The following is an 18,737-nucleotide window of genomic DNA, read 5'->3' on the forward strand; positions in this document are numbered from 1 at the left end:
TCTCACGTCAGCACCGCATCGAACTCCGCCCTCCTCTGCCGCCGGAGGGCGGAAGCCCCAACCACCGATCGGTTACTTCGCTGCCTTCTTGGCGATAATCATGTCCTTGATCTTGGCGTAGCTGGCCGCGGGCAGGATTCCCTTCTGGGTTAGCTGCGTCTTCGCGGTGTACGGACGCCCGTCGATGATGCGCTTCGCATAGGCATCGCCGATGCCGGGCAGCGCCTTCAACTGATCGGGAGTAGCCGTGTTCAGGTCAACCAGGCTGGCGGGAGCCGCTGCCGAGGGCTTCGCCGCCTGGGCCAGGGTCCGGGGCGCGGGTGCAACGGCGGCAAAGGCAAGCAGCAGGACTGCGGGGGTAATCAAACGGCGAAGAATACGCATGGGAGAAAGCTCCTTGAGAACTAAAAAGTGGGGAGTACGACCAGTAACTCCTGATCGTGGCTAAGGTTATCCGAGATCGACTCCCCATGTCCGCAGAATTTTCGAATAGCGCACATCAGTTGACAAGGATTGCTCCCATGGTTAGCCTTACTTCTGTGAGCGTTTCCTTCCAGCATCGTGGCCATCACCATCATCACGCGTCGAGCGTGTTGGCGGCTGTGTCCGGTGCGGTGAACTAACGAACTCACGCTAAGGATTCCAAAAGGCCCGCTGACGCGACTCTCGCGAGCGGGCTTTTTTCTGCCCGTTGCGAGTTGGCAAACCGGCAGAACAACATCAGGGAGATTGAAGTGGAGAAGAAGGTTCAGATCGACTTTGGCAAGACCGACGGGCTGGTCGCGGGCATCGTGCAGGACGCCACGACGGGCGAGATTCTGATGCTTGGTTTTTTGAACGAGGTCAGCTACCAGAAGACGCTCGAGAGCGGCTTCGTCACCTTCTGGAGCCGCAGCCGCCAGAAGCTGTGGATGAAGGGCGAGACCAGCGGCAACCGCCTGCGCGTCGTCACCGCCGCCACCGACTGCGATAACGATGCCCTGCTCTTCCGCGTGCACGTCGAAGGCGACGGCCTCGTCTGCCACGAGGGCACGGTAAGCTGCTTTACGAAACCAATCATGGAAGTTGAAACCGCGGGAGTGAATGATGGCAAATAAGCTGAAGCTGGGAGTTCCGAAGGGTAGCCTGCAGGATGCAACGATTGCGTTGTTCGAGCGCGCCGGATGGCGCATCTTCGCCAACGGCCGCAGCTACTTCCCCACCGTCGACGACGTAGAGATCGAGTGCATGTTGGTCCGCGCGCAGGAGATGGCCCGCTACGTCGAGCACGGCGCGCTTGATGCCGGCCTCACCGGCAACGACTGGATCCTCGAGAACCAGAGCGACGTCGAGCGCGTCACCAGCCTCACCTACTCCAAGCAGAGCCGCCAGACCGTCAAGTGGGTTCTGGCCGTCCCCGAGGACTCGCCCTTCGAGAAGCCCGAGGACCTCGCGGGCAAGATCATCGCCACCGAGCTGGTCGAGTTCACCAAGCGCTACTTCGCCTCGAAGAACATCCCCGTCACGGTCGAGTTCAGCTGGGGAGCCACCGAAGTGAAGCCCCCCATGCTCGCCGACGCCATCGTCGAGGTCACCGAGACCGGCTCCTCCCTCAAGGCCAACCGCCTGCGCATCATCGAGGTGCTCATGGAGTCCGAGACCCAGCTCATCGCCAACAAAACTGCCTGGGCCGACGACTGGAAGCGCGAGAAGATCAACAATATCTCGCTCATGCTGAACGCCGCCATCGCCGCCCAGGGCCGCGTCGGCCTCATGCTCAACGTGCAGGCCGATCAGCTCGAGGCCGTCAAGGCGCAGCTCCCCGCGCTCAGCTCGCCCACCGTCTCGCACCTCAGCAGCGGCGACGGCTTCGCCCTCAACACTATCCTCGACGAGCGCGTCGTGCGCGAGGTCATCCCCCGCCTGAAGGCCGCTGGAGCCACCGGCATCGTCGAGTACCCGCTCAGCAAGGTGGTGCTCTAAATGAAGCTCGTCAAGACATTCGGACGCAGTGCGAAGGCCACGGCGGCGCTGATCGAGGCGCTGGAGCGGCGCGGCGCGGTCAACACCGCGAAGGTCGAAGCATCTGTAACCAAAATAGTTACCGATGTGCGCACGGGCGGCGACACGTCGCTGCGCAAGTACGCCGCGCAGTTCGATGGTCTTGGCAAGAGCGACTCCCTGCTGGTCTCGCAGGAGGAGATGAAGGCGGCGTGGGAGACCACGTCGCCTCAGCTCCAAACTGCAATGCAGGTAGCCCAGGCCAATATCCGCGCCTTCGCCCAGGCCCAGAAACCGCAGGAGTGGACCTTCTCCCCCGTCGATGGCGTCAAGACCGGCCAGATCGTCCGTCCTCTGGGCAGCGTAGGCTGCTACGTCCCCGGCGGACGCTACCCCCTGCCCTCCACCCTGCTGATGACCGTCACCCCCGCGCAGGTAGCGGGCGTCACGCGCATCGTAGTCTGCTCGCCGAAGCCCGCCCGCGAGACCCTCGCAGCCGCCTATCTGGCTGGCGTCACCGAGTTCTACCGCGTGGGCGGAGCACAGGCCATCGCTGCCATGGCGCTGGGCACCGAAACCATCCAGCGAGTAGACAAGATCGTCGGCCCCGGCAACCTCTACGTCACCGCCGCCAAAATTCAGATCTCGCAGGAGTGCGGCATCGACATGCCCGCAGGCCCAACGGAGATCGTCGTCACCAGCGAGACCGGCGACGCAACCGGAATCGCCGCCGACCTGGTCGCGCAGGCCGAGCACGACCCCGAAGCCCTTGCCGTACTCATCACCAGCAACCTCGAGCTGGGCCAGGCCGTAGCCGCCGAAGTAAAGCTCCAATCCAAATCAAACTCCTTGGCGAAACTTGCAATCAAAGCCCAGGGCTGCATATTTGTAACCGCATCAGTTACAGAGGCGCAAGAACTCACCAACCGCCTCGCCCCCGAGCACCTCTCCGTCGACTCCGCCCGCGACCTCAAGTGGGTCCGCAACGCCGGATCGGTCTTCGTCGGCAAGTACTCGCCGCAGTCCATGGGCGACTACATCAGCGGCCCCAACCACGTGCTGCCCACAGGCCGCGTGGGCCGTATCCGCGGCGGCCTCAGCATCATGGACTTCGTCAAGGTAATCACAGTACAGGAGTACACCCGCGCCGGACTCAAAGCCATGGGCCCGCACGCCATCGCACTGGCCGAGGCCGAAGGACTCATCGGCCACGCCGCCAGCGTTCGCGTCAAGATGAGAGGGAGGTCTCGATGAGCACCATCACAGAGTCGAAGACAGTAACGCCCCGCCGCGCCGTGCTCGCCATGCCGGAGTATCACCCGCCGCTCGCGGGCCGCGAAGCCCTGCGTCTCGACTTCAACGAGAACACCTTCGCCCCGTCACCCCGCGTCATCGAGCGCCTGCACGCCATCACCAGCGAGGGCCTCACCAAGTACCCCGAGCGTCAGGGCGTCGAAGCCATCGTCGCCAAACACCTCGGCCTCAAGGCCGATCAAGTACTCCTCACCAACGGAGTCGATGAGGCCATCCACCTGGTCTGCGCGGCCTTTCTCGAAGACGGCGACGAAGCCCTCATCTCCACTCCATCCTTCTTCATGTACGACGTCAGCGTGCAGATGATGACTCCCGACGGCCTCCGCAAAGTACAGGCCGACGAGTCGCTGGCCTTCCCCTTCGAGCGTTTCCTCGCCGCCATCACGCCGAAGACGAAGCTCATCATCGTAGCCTCGCCCAACAACCCCACGGGCGCAGTCGTCAGCCGCGAGGCTCTCCTCCAGATCGCCGCCGCAGCCCCGCAAGCCGTACTCCTAGTGGACGAAGCCTACTTCCACTTCCACGGCGAAACCACCATGCAGGACGTCGGCTCCATCCCGAACCTGATCGTCGCCCGCACCTTCTCGAAGGCTTATGGCATGGCCAATCTGCGCATCGGCCTGCTGGCCGGAGACGCCCGCCTCATCGGCTACACCCGCAAAGTAAGCTCGCCCTACAACGTCAACGGCGTGGCCCTCGACTGCCTCCCCGTCGCCCTCGAAGACTCCGCCTACCTCGCCTGGTACGTCGAGCAGGTGCGCGTCGGCCGCGAGCGCATGATGTCAGGACTCGACGCCCTCGGCGTCCCCTACTTCCCCAGCGCGGCCAACTTCGTACTGATGCGCATCGGCCCCAAACACAAGGAGCTGGTCGAAGCCATGCGCCGCCGCGGCGTGCTGCTGCGCGACCGCTCCAGCGACCCCGGATGCGACGGCTTCGTCCGCATCACCATCGGGGTCGAAGCCCACGTAACCGCAGGATTAGAGGCCCTCGTCGCCTCACTCAAGGAGATCGCATGGACACGGTAAGGACTGGCACCATCGTACGCAACACCACCGAGACGCAGATCGCCCTAACCCTCACGGTCGACGGCCAGGGTACCTACCAGGTCTCGACCGGCATCCGCTTCTTCGACCACATGCTCGAGCTATTCACGCGCCACGGCGGCTTCGACCTGACCCTCACCTGCAAGGGCGATCTCGACGTAGACCAGCACCACACCGTCGAAGACGTAGGCATCGCGCTCGGCGAAGCCTTCCTCGAAGCCCTGGGCGACAAGAAGGGCATCATGCGCGCCGGTTACTTCGTCATGGCGATGGACGAGACCCTCGCCGTAGCCGCCGTGGACCTGAGCGGCCGCGTGGCCTACGTGGTCGACGACCAGGTCACCGTCCCCGTAGTCGGCGACTTCCAGACCGAGCTGGTCTCGGACTTCTTCGACGGCTTCGCCCGCGGCGCCAAGGCCAACGTCCACGTCAAGACCATGTACGGCCGCTCGAACCACCATAAGATCGAGGCCATCTTCAAAGCCTTCGCCCGCGCCATGCGCGGAGCCTGCTCGCGCGACGAGCGTATGCGCGAGATGCTGCCCAGCACGAAGGGACTGCTCTAGATGATCGCCGTCATCGACTACAAGGCGGGCAACCTGACCAGCGTGGTCAAGACGCTGCACTACCTCGGCGCGGAGACGCAGGTAACACAAGATCCCGACGTAGTGCGCAAGGCCTCGAAGCTCGTGCTTCCAGGCGTCGGCCACTTCCGCGCGACCGCCCTCCTGCAGCAGCTCGGCATCACCGAGGCAGTTCGCGAAGGCGTCGCCAAAGGCGCATGGTTCCTGGGCGTTTGCGTAGGCTTGCAATGGCTCTTCGAAGGCTCGACCGAAGCCCCCGAGGTCGCTGGCCTCAGCCACTTCGCCGGAGTGTGCGAGCGCTTCCCCGCCCTGTATGAAGGCGCGGAGCTGAAGTCCCCGCACGTAGGCTGGAACTCGCTCGAAGACCTGCGCGAGAATTCGCGACTGATGCGCGGCGTCGATCCCGGCGGCTTCGTCTACTACACCCACTCCTGGCGCGCCCCTCTAGTACAAGACACCGCCGCAGTTACAAATTACGGCGGAGCCTTTACCGGCGCGGTCGAACGCGAGAACGTGATGGGTGTGCAGTTTCACCCCGAGAAGTCCAGCGCAGTAGGACTACAGGTACTCAAGAACTTTGTGGAGTTGTAACCATGCCGTTTCTCTATGAACTGACGATCGCTCAGGACCAGCCCAGCTACACGCTGTCGCAGCAGCTCATCCCGGTTGGCACGCTGGTCGCCACGCGACAGCCCGTGGCCGTGCTCTCGGATGGAACGATGGACTATCACCTTCCCGCCCCCACGCAGGGCCTACTGGTGGAGTGGTTCGTCAGCTCCGGCGACACCGTCGGCGCGGGCACCGTCGTAGCGCGAATGGTGTGCGAAGGCGCAGCGGTCGCAGTGGACGACGCAGTGCCGGTGAGGCTGGGATAGATGCTGACCAAGAGAATCATTGCCTGCCTGGACGTGCGCGATGGCCGCGTAGTCAAAGGCATCCAGTTCGTCGATATCATCGACGCGGGCGACCCCGCCGAGCTGGCGCACCGCCACGCGGCAGCGGGCGCGGATGAGATCGTACTGCTCGACATCACCGCAACCCACGAGGGCCGCGGCACCCTGATCGACACGGTAAAGCGCACGGCAGCCACGCTGTTCGTGCCCTTCACAGTAGGCGGCGGCATTCGCTCGGCAGAGGACGCAGCAGCAGTCTTCGACGCAGGTGCAGACAAGGTGAGCATCAACTCAGCAGCAATCGCTCGTCCCGAGCTGATCGGTGAGATCGGCAGCAGCTTTGGCGCACAGGCAGTCATCGTGGCCATCGACGCACGTCGCGGCCAGGGCGTGGAAGACGCTGAAGTGTACGTTTCCGGCGGCCGCAAAGCCACCGGCCTGCGCGTAGTCGATTGGGCTCGCGAGGCCGAGCAGCGCGGCGCGGGCGAGATCCTGCTCACCAGCATGAACACCGACGGAATGCGTAACGGTTTCGATTGCGAATTGACCGCGATGGTCAGCAAAGCCGTGCAAATCCCGGTGATCGCAAGCGGCGGCGCGGGCAGCGCAGCCCACTTCGCCGACGTCTTCGGACGCGGCAAAGCAGACGCCGCATTAGCCGCCAGCATCTTCCACTTCGGTGTCACCGACTCACGCGAGTTGAAAGCAGAGTTGGCCAAAGCCGGAGTAAGCGTCAGGCTGCCCTGCTAATTTGTAACAACTTTAGTTTCAGGAGAGATTGCAATGCTGATTCCTTCGATTGATCTGATGGGCGGGCGCATCGTGCAGCTCGTGCAGGGTGAAAAGCTGAAGCTCGCGTTCGACGACTTCGAGTACTGGATCGAGCGTTTTTCGAAGTACCCCATGGTGCAGTTGATCGACCTCGACGCCGCCATGCGGCAGGGCGAGAATCGCAATCTGATCGAGATGATCTCCAAGCGGCTTCCCTGCCAGGTGGGCGGCGGACTGAAGACCGCAGAGGACGGCAAGGCTCTGCTCGATGCAGGCGCACGCCGCGTCATCTACGGGTCTTCCCTGTTTGGCGTCTCAGAAGACCCCACAGAAAAGCGCCGCCACAAGGTCATCAAGCTGGAGTTCGCCGAGTCGCTCAAAAAGTCCCTGGGCGAGGACGCGCTCTGCTTCTCGGTCGACACCAAAGGCGGCAAGGTCGCGGTCAAGGGCTGGAAGGACTCGGTCGACCTGACTCCCGAGGAGGCCGTCACCTGGCTCGAAGATAGCTGCGCCGCCTTCCTCTACACGCACGTCGACACCGAGGGCACGATGAGCGGCTTTCCCCTCGACGTCGCAGCGATCCTGCGCGCGTGTACCGCCAAGCAGCTCATCGTCGCAGGCGGCATCAAAGAGCGGCGCGAGGTAGACGAGCTGGACGCCATGGGCGTCGACGCCGTAGCTGGCATGGCCGTCTACTCCGGCGCGATGGAGGCCTGAGTCCTGCACCTTACTCGCAGCTATATCTGCGAGTAAGGTGCAGGGCTAAGAACGAGATTCGTCACATTACTGACCAGCGTATCCGTGCTGTATCGCGGCTCGCTGCTCAGCTTCTTCCACGCCGGATTGGCGCGGAACGCATCCCACCCCGTCTCGAGCGCGGCAAGATTCTTGAACGAGAGCATGTAGGTCAGGCTCGGCATCCTCGGCCCAATCAGCGTCTGCGAGTAGAAGACCGACTCGCACCCCGACTGCCTGAAGATCTCGAACTCGCCCTTATGGAACATCTCCACCTTGCGCAGGTGCGCGTCGTGCGTGGGGCTCTCATAGGTGCGAAGCTGAAAGATACGCGTCTGCTTCGCGGGCACATGCAGCTTTGGGAACCCCTCAAACGCCCACAGCAGCGAGCTGTCCACCCGATGAAACGCAGGCTGCTCGGTCGAGCCGCCGTTGAACTCCGCCGCCGCCTTCACGTACTCCGCATCCTGCCCCAGCCGCGCATCCAGCCCAATCAGCGCCGCAGCCGTGGAGCTCGGCAGCAGCAGATAGAGCGTCGGCGTCTCATTCCCATAGTCCAGCCGGAAGGCCCCGACCGGCCCAATCCCCAGCTTCGCCAGCGCCGGAATCAGAGCCTCGGAAACATAGTTATCTGTAACCTTCCCCATATGCGGGCCGGAGCTGAGCGTGTACTTGCGCAGCTCATAAAACTGGCGGCCATCGGCAGGAGGCGCGGCTGCAAACGCAGCAGGTGAAAGCGCAAGGGTGGACGCGGCCAACGAACGGGTCATGAAGTCTCTACGCTGCAAGGCAATCTCCTTGAAACCGTGAGAAAGAAGTATAGCCTCCCGCGTTTACTAGTTGCCCGGCTCCCCATCCCCAACCGCGTAGTACCCCTTCCGCGCCTGCACCTTCAGCCCCTTGCCGCAATCGAGGTTGATCGTCCGGAACGTCCCATCGACCTTCTTATTGGTCGGGTCATAGCTCAGCAGGTACTGCGTCCGCAGCTCGTCCTGAATCTGGTCGAACGCCTCCTCCAGCTTTTTGCCGTTGTTCCCCACGTTGATGACGCGCCCGCCCGTATCATGCGCCAGTTGCTCCATATCGCGGTCGCTGGAGTACCCCAGGCTCATGCCGCCATAGAACCCACGGTCGGCGATCAGGATCACATACACAATCGCATTGGCCTTCTGGGCCGCTTCGCTGGCGGTCTTCAGCGTCTCCTGCGACCCCTGATCGCCGCCATCGGTCAGGATTACCAGGATCTTCCGCCCCGCCTCAGCCCGCAGCTTCTCGCTCGCCGCCAGGTAGACCGCGTCATACAGCAGTGTCCCCTTGGCTCGGCTGTTCCCCGTCACCGACCCGGTCCCCGCGCCGGTATTGATCCGCGCCTTATCCATCGCCCGGCGTATCTCGCGCGGGCTATTGGTGTAGTCCGAGAGCAGGTCGACATTGATATCAAAGGAGATCAGAAAAGCCTCATCCTTAGGCGTCAGCACGTCCTTCAAAAACGTAGCCCCGGACTCCTGCTCCAGCGGCAGCACATTCTGCTGCGACCCCGAGGTATCGAGCAGAATCCCGATCGTCAGCGGAAGATTCTTCTCCTGGGTAAAGTTCTTGATCGTCTGCGGCTCTTTATTCTCGGCGATCAGACAGTCGTCCTTCTTCAGGTTGGTGATATATCCGCTCTTATCCCGAGCCGAAAAGTAGACATTCACAAGCTGCGTCCCAATCTTCAGGGTCTGCAGATCGTCCTGCCGCTCCACCTGCTCGGGCGCATCGCTACGGGGAGGTGGCCCGGTCGGCGAAGGAGCCTCCTGCGCAAGGAGGCCGGGAGCAAACAACGAGGCGGCAAAGACGGCGGAGAAGACGGCTGGGACGGTGAGGCGGCGCATGTCTCATTAGACGCCCGAAAGGGCAATTTAGACGACCGAACCGGCGCTAAACCGAATGTTGTCTTCCGCATCCGGAAAACCCCGAAGAGAGCGGCGACACAATTTCAAGCCAACATTGTTTCGAATCAATACGTCCAAGAGGAAATAGGACCGGCGGCGGCTGGTACTCTGTAAGCTGCAACAAAATAAGGGAGACGACCGTGAAGCAGAGCGTAGTAGCAGGCGCGTTGGCATTGATGTTGTTGGGGCAGATGAGCGAAGGTGTGGAGGCGCAGCAATCCAGCTCCGCAGCCTCCCCGCAGCAGGTCATTCCCGACGCTCCCCGGCCCCAGACGACGTTAGGGCCGGTCGCCCCCGGCAAGGGCAGCACCGGCAGCGAGATCCCCGCGCCCACCCCAGCCGCAGATGACTCCTTCCAGAAGCCCGTCGGCTCCACCCTGCCCGGCAGCGCCGCGCCCGCCTCGGCCGCGACGCAGGAGGAGGCTCCCGAGCTTCCCGCACCCGGCGAGGGCGCACAGGCCATCCAGACCCTCTACGTCCACACCAACTTCGTCGAAGTTCCCTTCACCGTCAAGGACAACAAGGGCCACCTCGTCCCCGGCCTCACCTGGCGCGACGTCCGCGTCTACGAGAACGGTCTGCGCCAGAAGATGAGCGTCTTCACTACCGACCCGGTGCCCATGTCGGTCGCGCTCGTCATCGACCAGAGCCTGCCCTTCGACACCATGTCCCGCGTCAACAACGCGCTTGGCGCACTCCAGGGCTCCTTCGCTCCCTACGACGAGGTCGCCGTCTACACCTACAACAACGGCCCCCGCCTCCAGACCGCCTTCACCGCCGGCCAGAGCGCCCGCCTCGGCGCGGTGCTCGAGCAGTCCAAGTCCACCGGACGCGACGGCGCGATGGCCTACACCAGCGGCCCGCTCTCGCAGAACATCAACATCAACGACAACGACCCCAACAACGCCCACAACCCGCTGGTGAACTCGACCCACGGCACCAGCATGAGCGGCATCCAGAACGTGCCGCGCGAGCTGCACACCCTCAACGACGCGATCCTTGAGGCCGCCAAGGCGACAGCCAAGGCCGAGCGCGGCCGCCGCCGCATCATCTTCGTCATCTCCGACGGCAAGGAGTACGGCAGCGTCGCCAAGACCAAGGACGTCATCAAGTACCTCCAGACCAACAAGATCCAGGTCTACGCCACCCTCGTCGGCGACTCCAGCGTCGAGGGCCTCGGCTTCATCGACCGCATCCACATCCCCATGACGATGCGCGACAACATCCTGCCCGCCTACACCGCGGCCACCGGCGGCGAGACCTACGCCGAGTACCGCACCCGCGGCATCGAGACCAGCTTCAGCAAGATCACCGAAGAGGTCCGCACCCAGTACACCGTCGGCTACCAGACCACCGAGCCGTTCATCGACGGCAAGTACCGCACCATCGAGGTCAAGGTCATGCGCCCGAATCTCGAGGTCATCGCCAAGAAGGGCTACTACCCCTCGGCCAACGATGCGCGCCCGATGCGCCCGACCACAACCACCCCGGCCACTAAGACTCCGTAGGCAAGGGTGGGCATCTTTCTTCAAGGAAACGCCCTGCTGGGCCTGCTGGCGGCAGGGATCTGGGGCATGGGCGATTTCTCCGGCGGCATGGGCGTCAAGCGCGCCGGGGGGTCGACCGGCGCGGCTCTGCGCGTCGTCCTGATGAGCCACACGGCCAGCTTCTCCGTCCTGCTGGCCATCTCGCTCATCCGCGGCGACCGCTTCCCTCACGGCGCAGTGCTGGCCTGGGGCCTCGCCGCCGGAGTCGCCGGGGGCCTCTCCCTCACAGCCTTCTACATAGCCCTCTCGCGCGGCGCAATGGGAGCCGCAGCAGCCATCAGCGGCCTCCTGGCCGCAGCGATCCCCGCCGCCGTGGACATGCTCTCCGAGGGCACCCCAGGCTGGCGACGTACGGCTGGCTTCGTCATCGCCGGAGTAGCTATCTGGCTGGTAGCCGGAGGCTCATCTGAACCAAACTCCACCCCACAACCCAGCGGCACCATGCTCCTGGCAATCCTCGCCGGAGCGGGGTTCGGCTGCTACTTCGTAGCCTTGAAGTTCGCCGGAGCAGGAGGCCTGATCTGGCCGATGGCGACAGCCCGTATCGGCAGCATCACCACCTGCTCCCTCCTCCTGCTCGCCAGCCTGTTCTCCAGGAATCCCCCGCCACCGGCTCGGATCACCCCGGTAGTAGTCCGCTGGGCACTCTCAACCGCGCTCCTCGACACCACAGGCAACCTGCTCTTCATCGCCGCCACCCGCGCAGGCCGCCTGGACGTAGCTGCCGTCCTGGCCTCCCTCTACCCCGCCTCGACGATCCTGCTGGCCGCCTTACTCCTCAAAGAAAAACCCACCCACCTGCAAGCCATAGGCATGGTCACCGCCGTAGTGGCCGTAGTCATGATCGCCCTCTAAGAGACACACCGCTGCCCTTGCCGCCACCTGTCCTTTTGTAGCCGCTACTGCCTGCTTTTGCAGTCAGCCGTTGTCTGTTCTTTTGGTTGTCATTCAGAAGCGAAGCGGAGGAATCTGCTTCTGTCTTTGCTGTTGCCTTTGCTTCTAGGGTAGGTCCGGGCTTTAGCCCGGACATCAAACTCCTCCACAAAAGCGGGCTTTAGCCCCCGAGGTATGCTTTCCTCAACCCGGCCACCCACCCCAGGGAACTTACAACTTGATCTTCGCCGCATCCACCGTAGGCGTCGGATAATCCAGCTTCAGCCCCTTCAACGCCTCAACCAGAATCTCCGAGATCGCCAGATTCCGATACCACTTCTTATCCGCCGGAATCACAAACCACGGAGCATCCTTCCGGCTCGTCCGGTTCAGGACATCCTCATAAGCCTGCTCATAGTCCGGCCAGAACTCCCTCTCCTTGAAGTCCGCCGCCGAGAGCTTCCAGTGCTTCTTCGGATCGTCCAGCCGCGCCTGCAGCCGCGCCGTCTGCTCCTCGCGCGAGATATGCAGAAAGAACTTCAGCACCACCGTGCCGCTGTTCACCAGCATCTCCTCAAAGTCATTGATCTCGTCCATCTTCGCGCGTGCTTCCTTGGCCGAAAAGAGCTTATGCACCCGAGGCGAGAGCACCTCCTCGTAGTGCGAGCGATTAAAGATCCCGATCATGCCCTTAGGCGGAGCCATCGCATGGCAGCGCCACAGAAAATCATGCCGCGCCTCAAGCGGCGTAGGCACCTTAAAGCTGGCGACATCGCAGCCCTGCGGATTCACGCCCGAGAAGATGTGGGAGATCGTACCGTCCTTACCCGCCGTATCCATGCCCTGCAGCACGATCAGCACGGCCCGCTGCTGGCCCGCGTAGAGCAGCTCCTGCAAGTGAGCCAGCGTCTCGCGATGCTTCACCAGGACTGCGGCAGCGGCCTCCTGCGAACGAAAGCCGCCGTCCTCCGACGTCTCCAGGCGCGAGAGCTTCACCTTCTGGTCAGGTTTGATCAGGTAATGTGATTTCAGCTTCAAGTCTCGCGTCTACCGCCTACTTGGTGACCGTCTCTTCGGTTTTGGGGGTTGCGGCAGGGGTGGTTGCGGCGGGCTTGGCCGCCGTATCTTCCGTCACGCCCTTCAGTCCGTCCTTGAAGCCCTTGAGCCCTTCGCCCAGGCCCTTGCCCAGCTCCGGAAGCCTCTTACCGCCAAAGAAGATCACTGCCACGAGTGCAACGAGAATAAGGTGCCACGGCTGAAATATTTCCATAAGACTCTCCTGCAACCAGGCACCTGCTCTTGCCGGCTGCCGCTTACAACAAATCCTGCTGGTGATTGTCGCACAAAGCACTTCGTGCCGTCTTGGGGCCGCAGGGGGCAACCACCGGCAAGGCCCCCGCCGGTCGGCAGAGGGAGGGCCCTTGCTGATAATCTCCCCCATACAGCCCCGAGAACGGTACGAAGTACCCCGAGACGTTATATCTTGGAAGTTATATCTTGGAAGAGTGCTTTTGAAGCAGGAACGGATATCGGAGAGCGATGCAAAGTCAGACGTTGAGTTTCAGGAGGGCCAAGGCAGTCGCAGTGGCCGGTACCATCATGCTATGCGGCGCATTTGCCCAGGCCCAGAACGCTAAACTTTCGGCAGCGCCGCCGGTCACCTACGCCAACCGCTACGAGCTTTACGCGGGCATCAACTTCTTGAACACCCAGGCCGGTCAGGACATCCCCTACCGCGCCAACCTCGGCGGCGTCGAGGTTCTCGGCACCAGGTGGCTCACCCGCAAGCTGGGCGTCGGTGCGGAGTTCCGCGGCGAAGCCGGAACCACCCCGGTCATCGCCAGCCCCATCTCGCAGTCCGGCGTCACCCGCCCGCTCATCTATCAGATCTGGGGCATGGGCGGCGTCGAGTACCGCGGACCCGGCAACCAGCTCGCCGCCATCAACTACCACGCCTTCGCGGGCGCGGCGCACGGCGTCTTCAACACCCAGACCGAGGCCCTGCCCTTCAACGTCGGCCTTTACTCCGACCGTACCCGGCCTATCTTCGCGCTGGGCGGCAGCCTCGATCTCAACCGTTCGCGCAAGATCGCCATCCGCATCTCGCCCGACCTGATCCTCGAGCACTGGGGCACCGAGACCCGGACCTTCTTCTCCATCGGCGGCGGACTCCTCTACCGCTTCGGCAAGAATTAAACCAACAAGCCTCAAAAGCAAAACAAAAGCGCCCTCTCCTCATATCCGAGGAGAGGGCGCTTTTGCCGTTGTCTGTTTTCTTGGTTGTCATTCAGGAGCGAAGCGGAGGAATCTGCTTCTGCTTTGGCCGTTGCTTTTGCTTCTGGGGTAGGGCCGCCGCTTTATCCCCCCGTCTGCATAAACTGCGCCGACACCGGATTCTCATACACCGAGTAATCCCGCGTCACCACCGTCAGCCCCGACGGCGAAACAAAGTACTTCTTCCGATCCTCCACCGGGTCATATCCAATCACCGTGCCGTCCGGAATATGCACATCGCGGTCGATGATCGCATGCTTGATCCGGCAGTATCGCCCGATATTGACGTGCGAGAAGATAATGCTCGAGTCGACATCCGCATACGAGTTCACGCGCACATCCTGGCTCAGCACCGAGTTCCTCACCACCGCGCCCGAGACGATCGACCCCGCCGAGATAATCGAGTTGATCGCCATACCCGTACGCCCAATCTCCCCAAAGACAAACTTGGCAGGCGGATACTGATAAGCCCTCGACCGGATCGGCCACGACTTGTCGTACAGGTTGAAGACCGGGCTTACCCCGGCGACGTCCATGTTGGCCTCGTAGTAGGCCTCCAGCGTCCCCACATCGCGCCAGTAAAGCGCATTCTGCTTATTCTCATCGACGAAGTTGTAAGCCAGCATCTTGTACCGCCCCAGGATGTTGGGCAGGATGTTATGGCCGAAGTCGTGCTTCGAGTCCGGGTCCTGCGCATCGCGGATCAGCTCCGGCAGCAGCACATCCGTATTGAAGAGGTAGATACCCATCGAGGCGTCCACCATATCCGGCATAAACGGCGACCGCACGCTGGTCTCCTTCGGCTTCTCTTCAAACCCGGTCACCTCGCCGTTGACCGCCACCTCCACAACCCCAAACGCCGAGACCTCATCCGGCCGGATCGGCAGCGTGGCAATCGTCACATCCGCACCCGAGTCCTGGTGCTGCTGCAGCATCAGCGCATAGTTCATCTTGTAGATGTGGTCGCCCGACAGGATCAGCACATACTTCGGCTGCTCCGACCCGATCGAGTAGATGTTCTGATAAACCGCGTCGGCCGTGCCCTGGTACCAGCTCTTCGAGACACGCTGCATCGGCGGCAGAATCTCGATAAACTCGCCCAGCTCATTGGCCACCACCGGCCCCCAGCCCTCTCGGATATGCCGGTTCAGCGACAGCGCCTTGTACTGGGTCAGGATATAAACATGGCGCAGGTCGCTGTTGATGCAGTTAGATAACGTGATGTCGATGATGCGGTACTGCCCGGCAAACGGTACGGCAGGTTTGGCGCGGTCACGCGTCAGAGGAAAGAGGCGCTCGCCAGCACCACCGGCAAGCAGAACACCAAGCGTATCTCTCATGTTTTTGCTTCCTCGAAACAACTCAGGCAAACATGGACAGCAGGTTTGCGGTGCTCTACGGATGCGGCCGATTCACGGTCGCAGGACGGAAACAGACGACACAAGTTCGATGCACAGAATGGGTGTCGCGAAACAGACCATCCAGCACTGTTCAGACAACCTACCACGGACACATTGCGACCACCCTACCATGGACGCACGCCCTGGGAATGTGTCGGCCGACACTGCAATTTCCTGCACACGTACAAGGCCCGGACACCGCTGTCCGGGCCTCATCGCAACGAGTCCATCCAATCGCGATACAGCTACTGTCTTCCGCCCCTGCTGCCGGAGTCCGGCTCCGAAGAGTCATCTGCATCTTCCTCCGAGAGGCTGATGCGCAGCGACTTCAAAAAGTTGAGGTCATGGTGAGTAAAGGGTCCGTCAGGCGACTCGCTCCCGGTCCCCAGCGCCTGTCCGCTCTCCGCCTCGCTCTCGGGCTCCACCTCGTTCAGGCCGATGGTCGCCTCAAGCATCAGCAGGACGTCGAAGCCCTGCTCGCGGATATTGCGGACGACCCCGGCGATATGTTCTGACTCGGAGACGGACTCATGGATTGCTTCGCCAAGCTTCTGGATGAGGTCCTTCACGTTCTGGTTCAATGCCACCTCCGAGGAATCGCTCAGCCCAACCGGCCTGCGCTCAAAACGGCGCTGCCGTTCCATGAAGAATACGCCGAGTGCCCCCTGGCCGCAATGGATCGTCCAGCCAATTATGCGACCGTATGGTGATCCGCCCAGGCGTCTTCCAACCGATGAGCCAACTCTTCCACAGGCGTCGGGCGGCGGTTCTGTGCGTTCCTGACGAGGACGTAGGCGGCGGTGGCACTCACTGCCGCGATGTACCAGATAAGATTCCTCATATCCCTAAAGCTCCTTTTTTCCTGACGGCTTCTGCTGCTCTTCGTCCCTGCTCCCGTCTTGGATGCGAACATGGCCCGCAAGGGCGATACACTGTTCCGTATGGATTCGGTGCGTTTCGGTCGAGCATTGGGAACAGGCGCGCGCGAGGCGGCGCGTGCGCTGCTGAACGCCGCGGACGCGGCCTCATCGCCCAACCCGAGCACCCCACCGCAACCCGCATCCCAGCCAACAGCCAAGCCCGCACCCACCCCACGCGTAGCGCAAGTCATTCAAACCACCCGCGGCGTCCGCGAAGGCAGCCGCCGCTTCGGCGAGGCGGTCTGGAAGCCGACGGTCCGCGCCTCCGGGATCATCTGGCTCGAGGTGACGGGCACCTTCTTCAGCCTCTTCGTCATCGTCGGCAGCACGTACTGCTGGAGCCACCGCGCCGCCCTCCACGGCGGCACGCCCGAAGCCCAGCGCGGCTTCTGGGTCATGGCCGCCATGACACTGCTCTTCGGCTACTTCTGCCTCAGCAGCTTCCTCCGCGCCAAGCGCCGCGCCCGCAGCTAAAAGTCCTTTGCCGTTGCCTGTTCCTTTGGTTGTCATTCAGGAGCGAAGCGGAGGACTCTGCTTCTGTTGTTGCCGTTGCTCTTGTCTTTGCTCTTGCTGGGTAGGTCCGGGCTTTAGCCCAGACATCAAAACCCGCCCCAGAAGCGGGCTTTAGCCCCCGAGGTATGCTTTCTTCTCCCGGCCAAAACCGCCCTATGCTCCTGCTCCCTAAAAGCGCTGAAGGCGCGCTCCATACCAGCCTGGGGCTAAGCCCTAAGTATTCGCCCCCAAAGGCAGACAAGGGCTGAAGGCCCGACCTCCCTGTCACAAACCTGTCCTGCCGGACAGGCCTCCTACGCGGAGAGCGGACATTCACACGCCTTTTTCCTGCTTCGCGTGCTCCTCCCGTTGGCCGGAAACAAACAACCTGCTGCCAACGACACGATCCTTTCCTCCCGCCTCGCATCCAATCTCCCGTGACCCCTACTAGCCCCGACATCCTCATCATCGGAGCCGGCATGGCCGGCCTCACTGCCGCCCGCACCCTGGCCGAATCCGGCCTCCGCGTCACCGTACTCGAAGCCACCGACCGCGTCGGCGGCCGTATCCTCACCCACCGCGAGGGCAGCACCATCACCGAGCTGGGAGCCGAGTTCATCCACGGCCGCCCCCCGGAGCTATGGAGCCTCATCCACGAAGCCGCCCTCGAAACCTACGAGATCGAAGGCGACCACCTCACCATCACCGAAGGCCACGTCCAGCCCGAAGACGAGGCCGAAGAAGAAGAGTTCCGCCTCCTCGACCAACTAGAAGACTGGCGCGGCCCAGACCAAACCTTCGCCGACTTCCTCGCGAGCCATCCCCTCGCAGTAGAGACCCGTCAGCGCATCACCGGCTACGTCGAAGGCTTCAACGCCGCCGACCACCGCATCATCAGCGCGGCCTCCCTCGGCGTACAGCAGAAGGCGGAAGAGGAGATCGAAGGCGACCGTCTCTTCCGCCTGCGCGACGGCTACGACCGCCTCCCCCAGTTCCTCGCGCAGAAACTCCTCGAAGCTGGCGGCAACATCGTCTTCAACGCCCCGGTCCACCGAATCACCTGGACCCCAGGCAAGGTCCACGTAGAAGCCAATACCCACCACACCGCCCCACGCGCCATCCTCGCCGTGCCTCTCGGAGTGCTGCAAAGCCAGGCCATCGCCATCACCCCACTTCCCAACGCCATCCGCGAAGCCCAACGCCTCTCCATGGGCCACGTCTGCCGCTTCACCCTCCTCTTCCACGAGCCCTTCTGGACCACCCTGGCCCCGCGCCTCAGCTTCCTCTTCTCGCCCCGCACCATGCCGCCCGTCTGGTGGACACCCCACCCCAACTCCGCCGCCACCCTCACCGGCTGGATCGGCGGCCCGCGCTCCGCCGCGCTAGCCTCCCTCACACCCGACCAGCTAGCCGAAGCCGCCTGCGCCTCCCTCGCCGAGACCTTCTCCCTGCCCGCCGCCCATCTCCGCAGCCTGCTCATCCGCTGCGTCACCCACGACTGGAGCCGCGCCCCCACGCCCTCGGCGCCTACAGCTACGTCCCCGCAGGCGCGCTCGAAGCCTGCGCCCTCTCCACCGAACCCGCCGCCGACACCCTCTACTTCGCCGGAGAACACACCGACACCACCGGCCACTGGGGCACCGTCCACGCGGCCATGCGCTCTGGCCTCCGCGCCGCCCGCCAGATCCTCAACCGCTGAATCCGTAGCCTGCTTTCCTCCCGCTGCCGGTTCTTTGCCTCCTCATTCCTCCCTTTGCGCTTCATAGAGGAACGAAAAGAAGCGAAAAGAGCGAATCGGAGGAATCTGTCGTTGCCGTTGCTTTTGCCCGAATCGTCGCGGTGAATCCTGAAGTCGGTCCGGACTCCGGCCTGTCCCTCAAACCCAGGTACGACGGGCTTTCGACCACGGCATACGCTCTCTTCTCCCACCGCCGATACGAGGAGCACTCCCCTCCCAAACGCCTCAAACTGAAA

The 18,737-nt window shown here is 62.9% G+C and carries 22 protein-coding genes; 14 read left to right on the top strand and 8 right to left on the bottom strand.

Going from position 1 to position 18,737, the window contains the following annotated elements; genetic code table 11:
- Positions 1-72: 72 nt before the first annotated feature.
- Positions 73-384 carry a helix-hairpin-helix domain-containing protein gene (locus FTO74_RS12990; RefSeq protein ID WP_162538529.1) on the bottom strand — a complete coding sequence of 104 codons (312 nt, stop codon included), beginning with the start codon at positions 382-384 and terminating at the stop codon, positions 73-75.
- 350 nt (positions 385-734) lie between these two features.
- Here FTO74_RS12990 and hisI point away from each other — a divergent pair, with 350 nt between their 5' ends.
- The 9 genes from hisI to FTO74_RS13035 are packed head-to-tail and all read left to right on the top strand — an operon-like array spanning position 735 to position 7,305.
- Entirely contained in the window at positions 735-1,097 is a 363-nt protein-coding gene (gene hisI, locus FTO74_RS12995; RefSeq protein WP_162538530.1) for a phosphoribosyl-AMP cyclohydrolase, read from the top strand.
- A complete protein-coding gene (gene hisG, locus FTO74_RS13000) occupies positions 1,087-1,962 on the top strand; it encodes an ATP phosphoribosyltransferase (protein ID WP_162539870.1) in 876 nt (291 codons plus the stop codon). The genes hisI and hisG overlap by 11 nt, the downstream gene beginning before the upstream one ends.
- On the top strand, positions 1,963-3,234 hold the full coding sequence (hisD, locus tag FTO74_RS13005) for a histidinol dehydrogenase (protein WP_162538531.1): 1,272 nt from the start codon (positions 1,963-1,965) through the stop codon (positions 3,232-3,234). It abuts the gene before it with no gap.
- Entirely contained in the window at positions 3,231-4,322 is a 1,092-nt protein-coding gene (gene hisC, locus FTO74_RS13010; protein ID WP_162538532.1) for a histidinol-phosphate transaminase, read from the top strand. Before hisD ends, hisC begins: the two co-directional genes overlap by 4 nt.
- Complete coding sequence (hisB, locus tag FTO74_RS13015) at positions 4,310-4,906, top strand: imidazoleglycerol-phosphate dehydratase HisB (RefSeq protein WP_162538533.1); 597 nt, start codon at positions 4,310-4,312, stop codon at positions 4,904-4,906. Before hisC ends, hisB begins: the two co-directional genes overlap by 13 nt.
- Entirely contained in the window at positions 4,907-5,515 is a 609-nt protein-coding gene (gene hisH, locus FTO74_RS13020) for an imidazole glycerol phosphate synthase subunit HisH (protein WP_162538534.1), read from the top strand.
- Positions 5,516-5,517: 2 nt separating this feature from the next.
- Positions 5,518-5,799 carry a biotin/lipoyl-containing protein gene (locus FTO74_RS13025; RefSeq protein ID WP_162538535.1) on the top strand — a complete coding sequence of 94 codons (282 nt, stop codon included), beginning with the start codon at positions 5,518-5,520 and terminating at the stop codon, positions 5,797-5,799.
- Entirely contained in the window at positions 5,800-6,567 is a 768-nt protein-coding gene (gene hisF, locus FTO74_RS13030; RefSeq protein ID WP_162538536.1) for an imidazole glycerol phosphate synthase subunit HisF, read from the top strand.
- 33 nt (positions 6,568-6,600) lie between these two features.
- Positions 6,601-7,305, top strand: coding sequence for a HisA/HisF-related TIM barrel protein (locus FTO74_RS13035; RefSeq protein WP_162538537.1), 705 nt, complete (start codon positions 6,601-6,603; stop codon positions 7,303-7,305).
- A 20-nt stretch (positions 7,306-7,325) separates the two neighbouring features.
- On the opposite strand, the gene FTO74_RS13040 is transcribed toward FTO74_RS13035, so the two are convergent.
- Positions 7,326-8,093: an NIPSNAP family protein gene (locus tag FTO74_RS13040; RefSeq protein ID WP_255462249.1), complete on the bottom strand. Its 768-nt coding sequence runs from the start codon at positions 8,091-8,093 to the stop codon at positions 7,326-7,328.
- Positions 8,094-8,159: 66 nt separating this feature from the next.
- Complete coding sequence (locus FTO74_RS13045; RefSeq protein WP_162538539.1) at positions 8,160-9,197, bottom strand: VWA domain-containing protein; 1,038 nt, start codon at positions 9,195-9,197, stop codon at positions 8,160-8,162.
- Positions 9,198-9,397: 200 nt separating this feature from the next.
- Here FTO74_RS13045 and FTO74_RS13050 point away from each other — a divergent pair, with 200 nt between their 5' ends.
- Positions 9,398-10,765, top strand: a complete 1,368-nt coding sequence (locus tag FTO74_RS13050; RefSeq protein ID WP_255462250.1) for a VWA domain-containing protein — start codon at positions 9,398-9,400, stop codon at positions 10,763-10,765.
- A 6-nt stretch (positions 10,766-10,771) separates the two neighbouring features.
- Positions 10,772-11,659 (top strand): EamA family transporter, encoded by an 888-nt coding sequence (locus FTO74_RS13055; RefSeq protein ID WP_162538540.1) that lies wholly within the window; start codon positions 10,772-10,774, stop codon positions 11,657-11,659.
- Between the two features lie 249 nt (positions 11,660-11,908).
- Here the strand turns inward: FTO74_RS13055 and FTO74_RS13060 are convergent, their stop codons facing one another.
- Both FTO74_RS13060 and tatA read right to left on the bottom strand, forming a co-directional pair.
- Complete coding sequence (locus FTO74_RS13060) at positions 11,909-12,715, bottom strand: polyphosphate kinase 2 family protein (RefSeq protein WP_162538541.1); 807 nt, start codon at positions 12,713-12,715, stop codon at positions 11,909-11,911.
- Between the two features lie 16 nt (positions 12,716-12,731).
- Positions 12,732-12,947, bottom strand: coding sequence for a twin-arginine translocase TatA/TatE family subunit (gene tatA / locus FTO74_RS13065; protein ID WP_162538542.1), 216 nt, complete (start codon positions 12,945-12,947; stop codon positions 12,732-12,734).
- 314 nt (positions 12,948-13,261) lie between these two features.
- On the opposite strand from tatA, the gene FTO74_RS13070 reads away from it, so the two are divergent.
- A complete protein-coding gene (locus FTO74_RS13070; RefSeq protein WP_162538543.1) occupies positions 13,262-13,873 on the top strand; it encodes a hypothetical protein in 612 nt (203 codons plus the stop codon).
- Between the two features lie 161 nt (positions 13,874-14,034).
- Here FTO74_RS13070 and glgC read toward each other — a convergent pair whose 3' ends face one another.
- The 3 genes from glgC to FTO74_RS19390 all read right to left on the bottom strand — a co-directional run bounded on the left by glgC (position 14,035) and on the right by FTO74_RS19390 (position 16,192).
- The gene (gene glgC, locus FTO74_RS13075; RefSeq protein ID WP_162538544.1) at positions 14,035-15,291 is read right to left on the bottom strand and encodes a glucose-1-phosphate adenylyltransferase; all 1,257 of its coding nucleotides are present in this window, start codon (positions 15,289-15,291) and stop codon (positions 14,035-14,037) included.
- 305 nt (positions 15,292-15,596) lie between these two features.
- Positions 15,597-15,995 carry a hypothetical protein gene (locus FTO74_RS13080; protein WP_255462252.1) on the bottom strand — a complete coding sequence of 133 codons (399 nt, stop codon included), beginning with the start codon at positions 15,993-15,995 and terminating at the stop codon, positions 15,597-15,599.
- A gap of 47 nt (positions 15,996-16,042) precedes the next feature.
- Complete coding sequence (locus tag FTO74_RS19390) at positions 16,043-16,192, bottom strand: hypothetical protein (protein WP_174242225.1); 150 nt, start codon at positions 16,190-16,192, stop codon at positions 16,043-16,045.
- Positions 16,193-16,292: 100 nt separating this feature from the next.
- Here FTO74_RS19390 and FTO74_RS13085 point away from each other — a divergent pair, with 100 nt between their 5' ends.
- Together FTO74_RS13085 and FTO74_RS13090 are read left to right on the top strand one after the other, a co-directional pair.
- Positions 16,293-16,745: a hypothetical protein gene (locus FTO74_RS13085; RefSeq protein WP_162538545.1), complete on the top strand. Its 453-nt coding sequence runs from the start codon at positions 16,293-16,295 to the stop codon at positions 16,743-16,745.
- Positions 16,746-17,200: 455 nt separating this feature from the next.
- Positions 17,201-18,529, top strand: coding sequence for an NAD(P)/FAD-dependent oxidoreductase (locus FTO74_RS13090; RefSeq protein ID WP_162538546.1), 1,329 nt, complete (start codon positions 17,201-17,203; stop codon positions 18,527-18,529).
- Positions 18,530-18,737: the final 208 nt, after the last annotated feature.

The organism is Granulicella sp. WH15 (assembly GCF_009914315.1).
GTDB lineage: Bacteria > Acidobacteriota > Terriglobia > Terriglobales > Acidobacteriaceae > Edaphobacter.

What these genes read in the sequence shown, in the direction of transcription:
- hisH (WP_162538534.1), top strand. Translation starts at nt 4,907, where the DNA reads ATGATCGCCGTCATCGACTACAAGGCGGGCAACCTGACCAGCGTGGTC.
- FTO74_RS13040 (WP_255462249.1), bottom strand. Translation starts at nt 8,093, where the DNA reads ATGACCCGTTCGTTGGCCGCGTCCACCCTTGCGCTTTCACCTGCTGCG.
- hisG (WP_162539870.1), top strand. Translation starts at nt 1,087, where the DNA reads ATGGCAAATAAGCTGAAGCTGGGAGTTCCGAAGGGTAGCCTGCAGGAT.
- hisC (WP_162538532.1), top strand. Translation starts at nt 3,231, where the DNA reads ATGAGCACCATCACAGAGTCGAAGACAGTAACGCCCCGCCGCGCCGTG.
- FTO74_RS13025 (WP_162538535.1), top strand. Translation starts at nt 5,518, where the DNA reads ATGCCGTTTCTCTATGAACTGACGATCGCTCAGGACCAGCCCAGCTAC.
- hisB (WP_162538533.1), top strand. Translation starts at nt 4,310, where the DNA reads ATGGACACGGTAAGGACTGGCACCATCGTACGCAACACCACCGAGACG.
- hisD (WP_162538531.1), top strand. Translation starts at nt 1,963, where the DNA reads ATGAAGCTCGTCAAGACATTCGGACGCAGTGCGAAGGCCACGGCGGCG.
- hisF (WP_162538536.1), top strand. Translation starts at nt 5,800, where the DNA reads ATGCTGACCAAGAGAATCATTGCCTGCCTGGACGTGCGCGATGGCCGC.
- FTO74_RS13035 (WP_162538537.1), top strand. Translation starts at nt 6,601, where the DNA reads ATGCTGATTCCTTCGATTGATCTGATGGGCGGGCGCATCGTGCAGCTC.
- FTO74_RS13045 (WP_162538539.1), bottom strand. Translation starts at nt 9,197, where the DNA reads ATGCGCCGCCTCACCGTCCCAGCCGTCTTCTCCGCCGTCTTTGCCGCC.
- glgC (WP_162538544.1), bottom strand. Translation starts at nt 15,291, where the DNA reads ATGAGAGATACGCTTGGTGTTCTGCTTGCCGGTGGTGCTGGCGAGCGC.
- FTO74_RS13080 (WP_255462252.1), bottom strand. Translation starts at nt 15,995, where the DNA reads ATGGAACGGCAGCGCCGTTTTGAGCGCAGGCCGGTTGGGCTGAGCGAT.
- FTO74_RS19390 (WP_174242225.1), bottom strand. Translation starts at nt 16,192, where the DNA reads ATGAGGAATCTTATCTGGTACATCGCGGCAGTGAGTGCCACCGCCGCC.
- FTO74_RS12990 (WP_162538529.1), bottom strand. Translation starts at nt 384, where the DNA reads ATGCGTATTCTTCGCCGTTTGATTACCCCCGCAGTCCTGCTGCTTGCC.
- FTO74_RS13085 (WP_162538545.1), top strand. Translation starts at nt 16,293, where the DNA reads ATGGATTCGGTGCGTTTCGGTCGAGCATTGGGAACAGGCGCGCGCGAG.
- tatA (WP_162538542.1), bottom strand. Translation starts at nt 12,947, where the DNA reads ATGGAAATATTTCAGCCGTGGCACCTTATTCTCGTTGCACTCGTGGCA.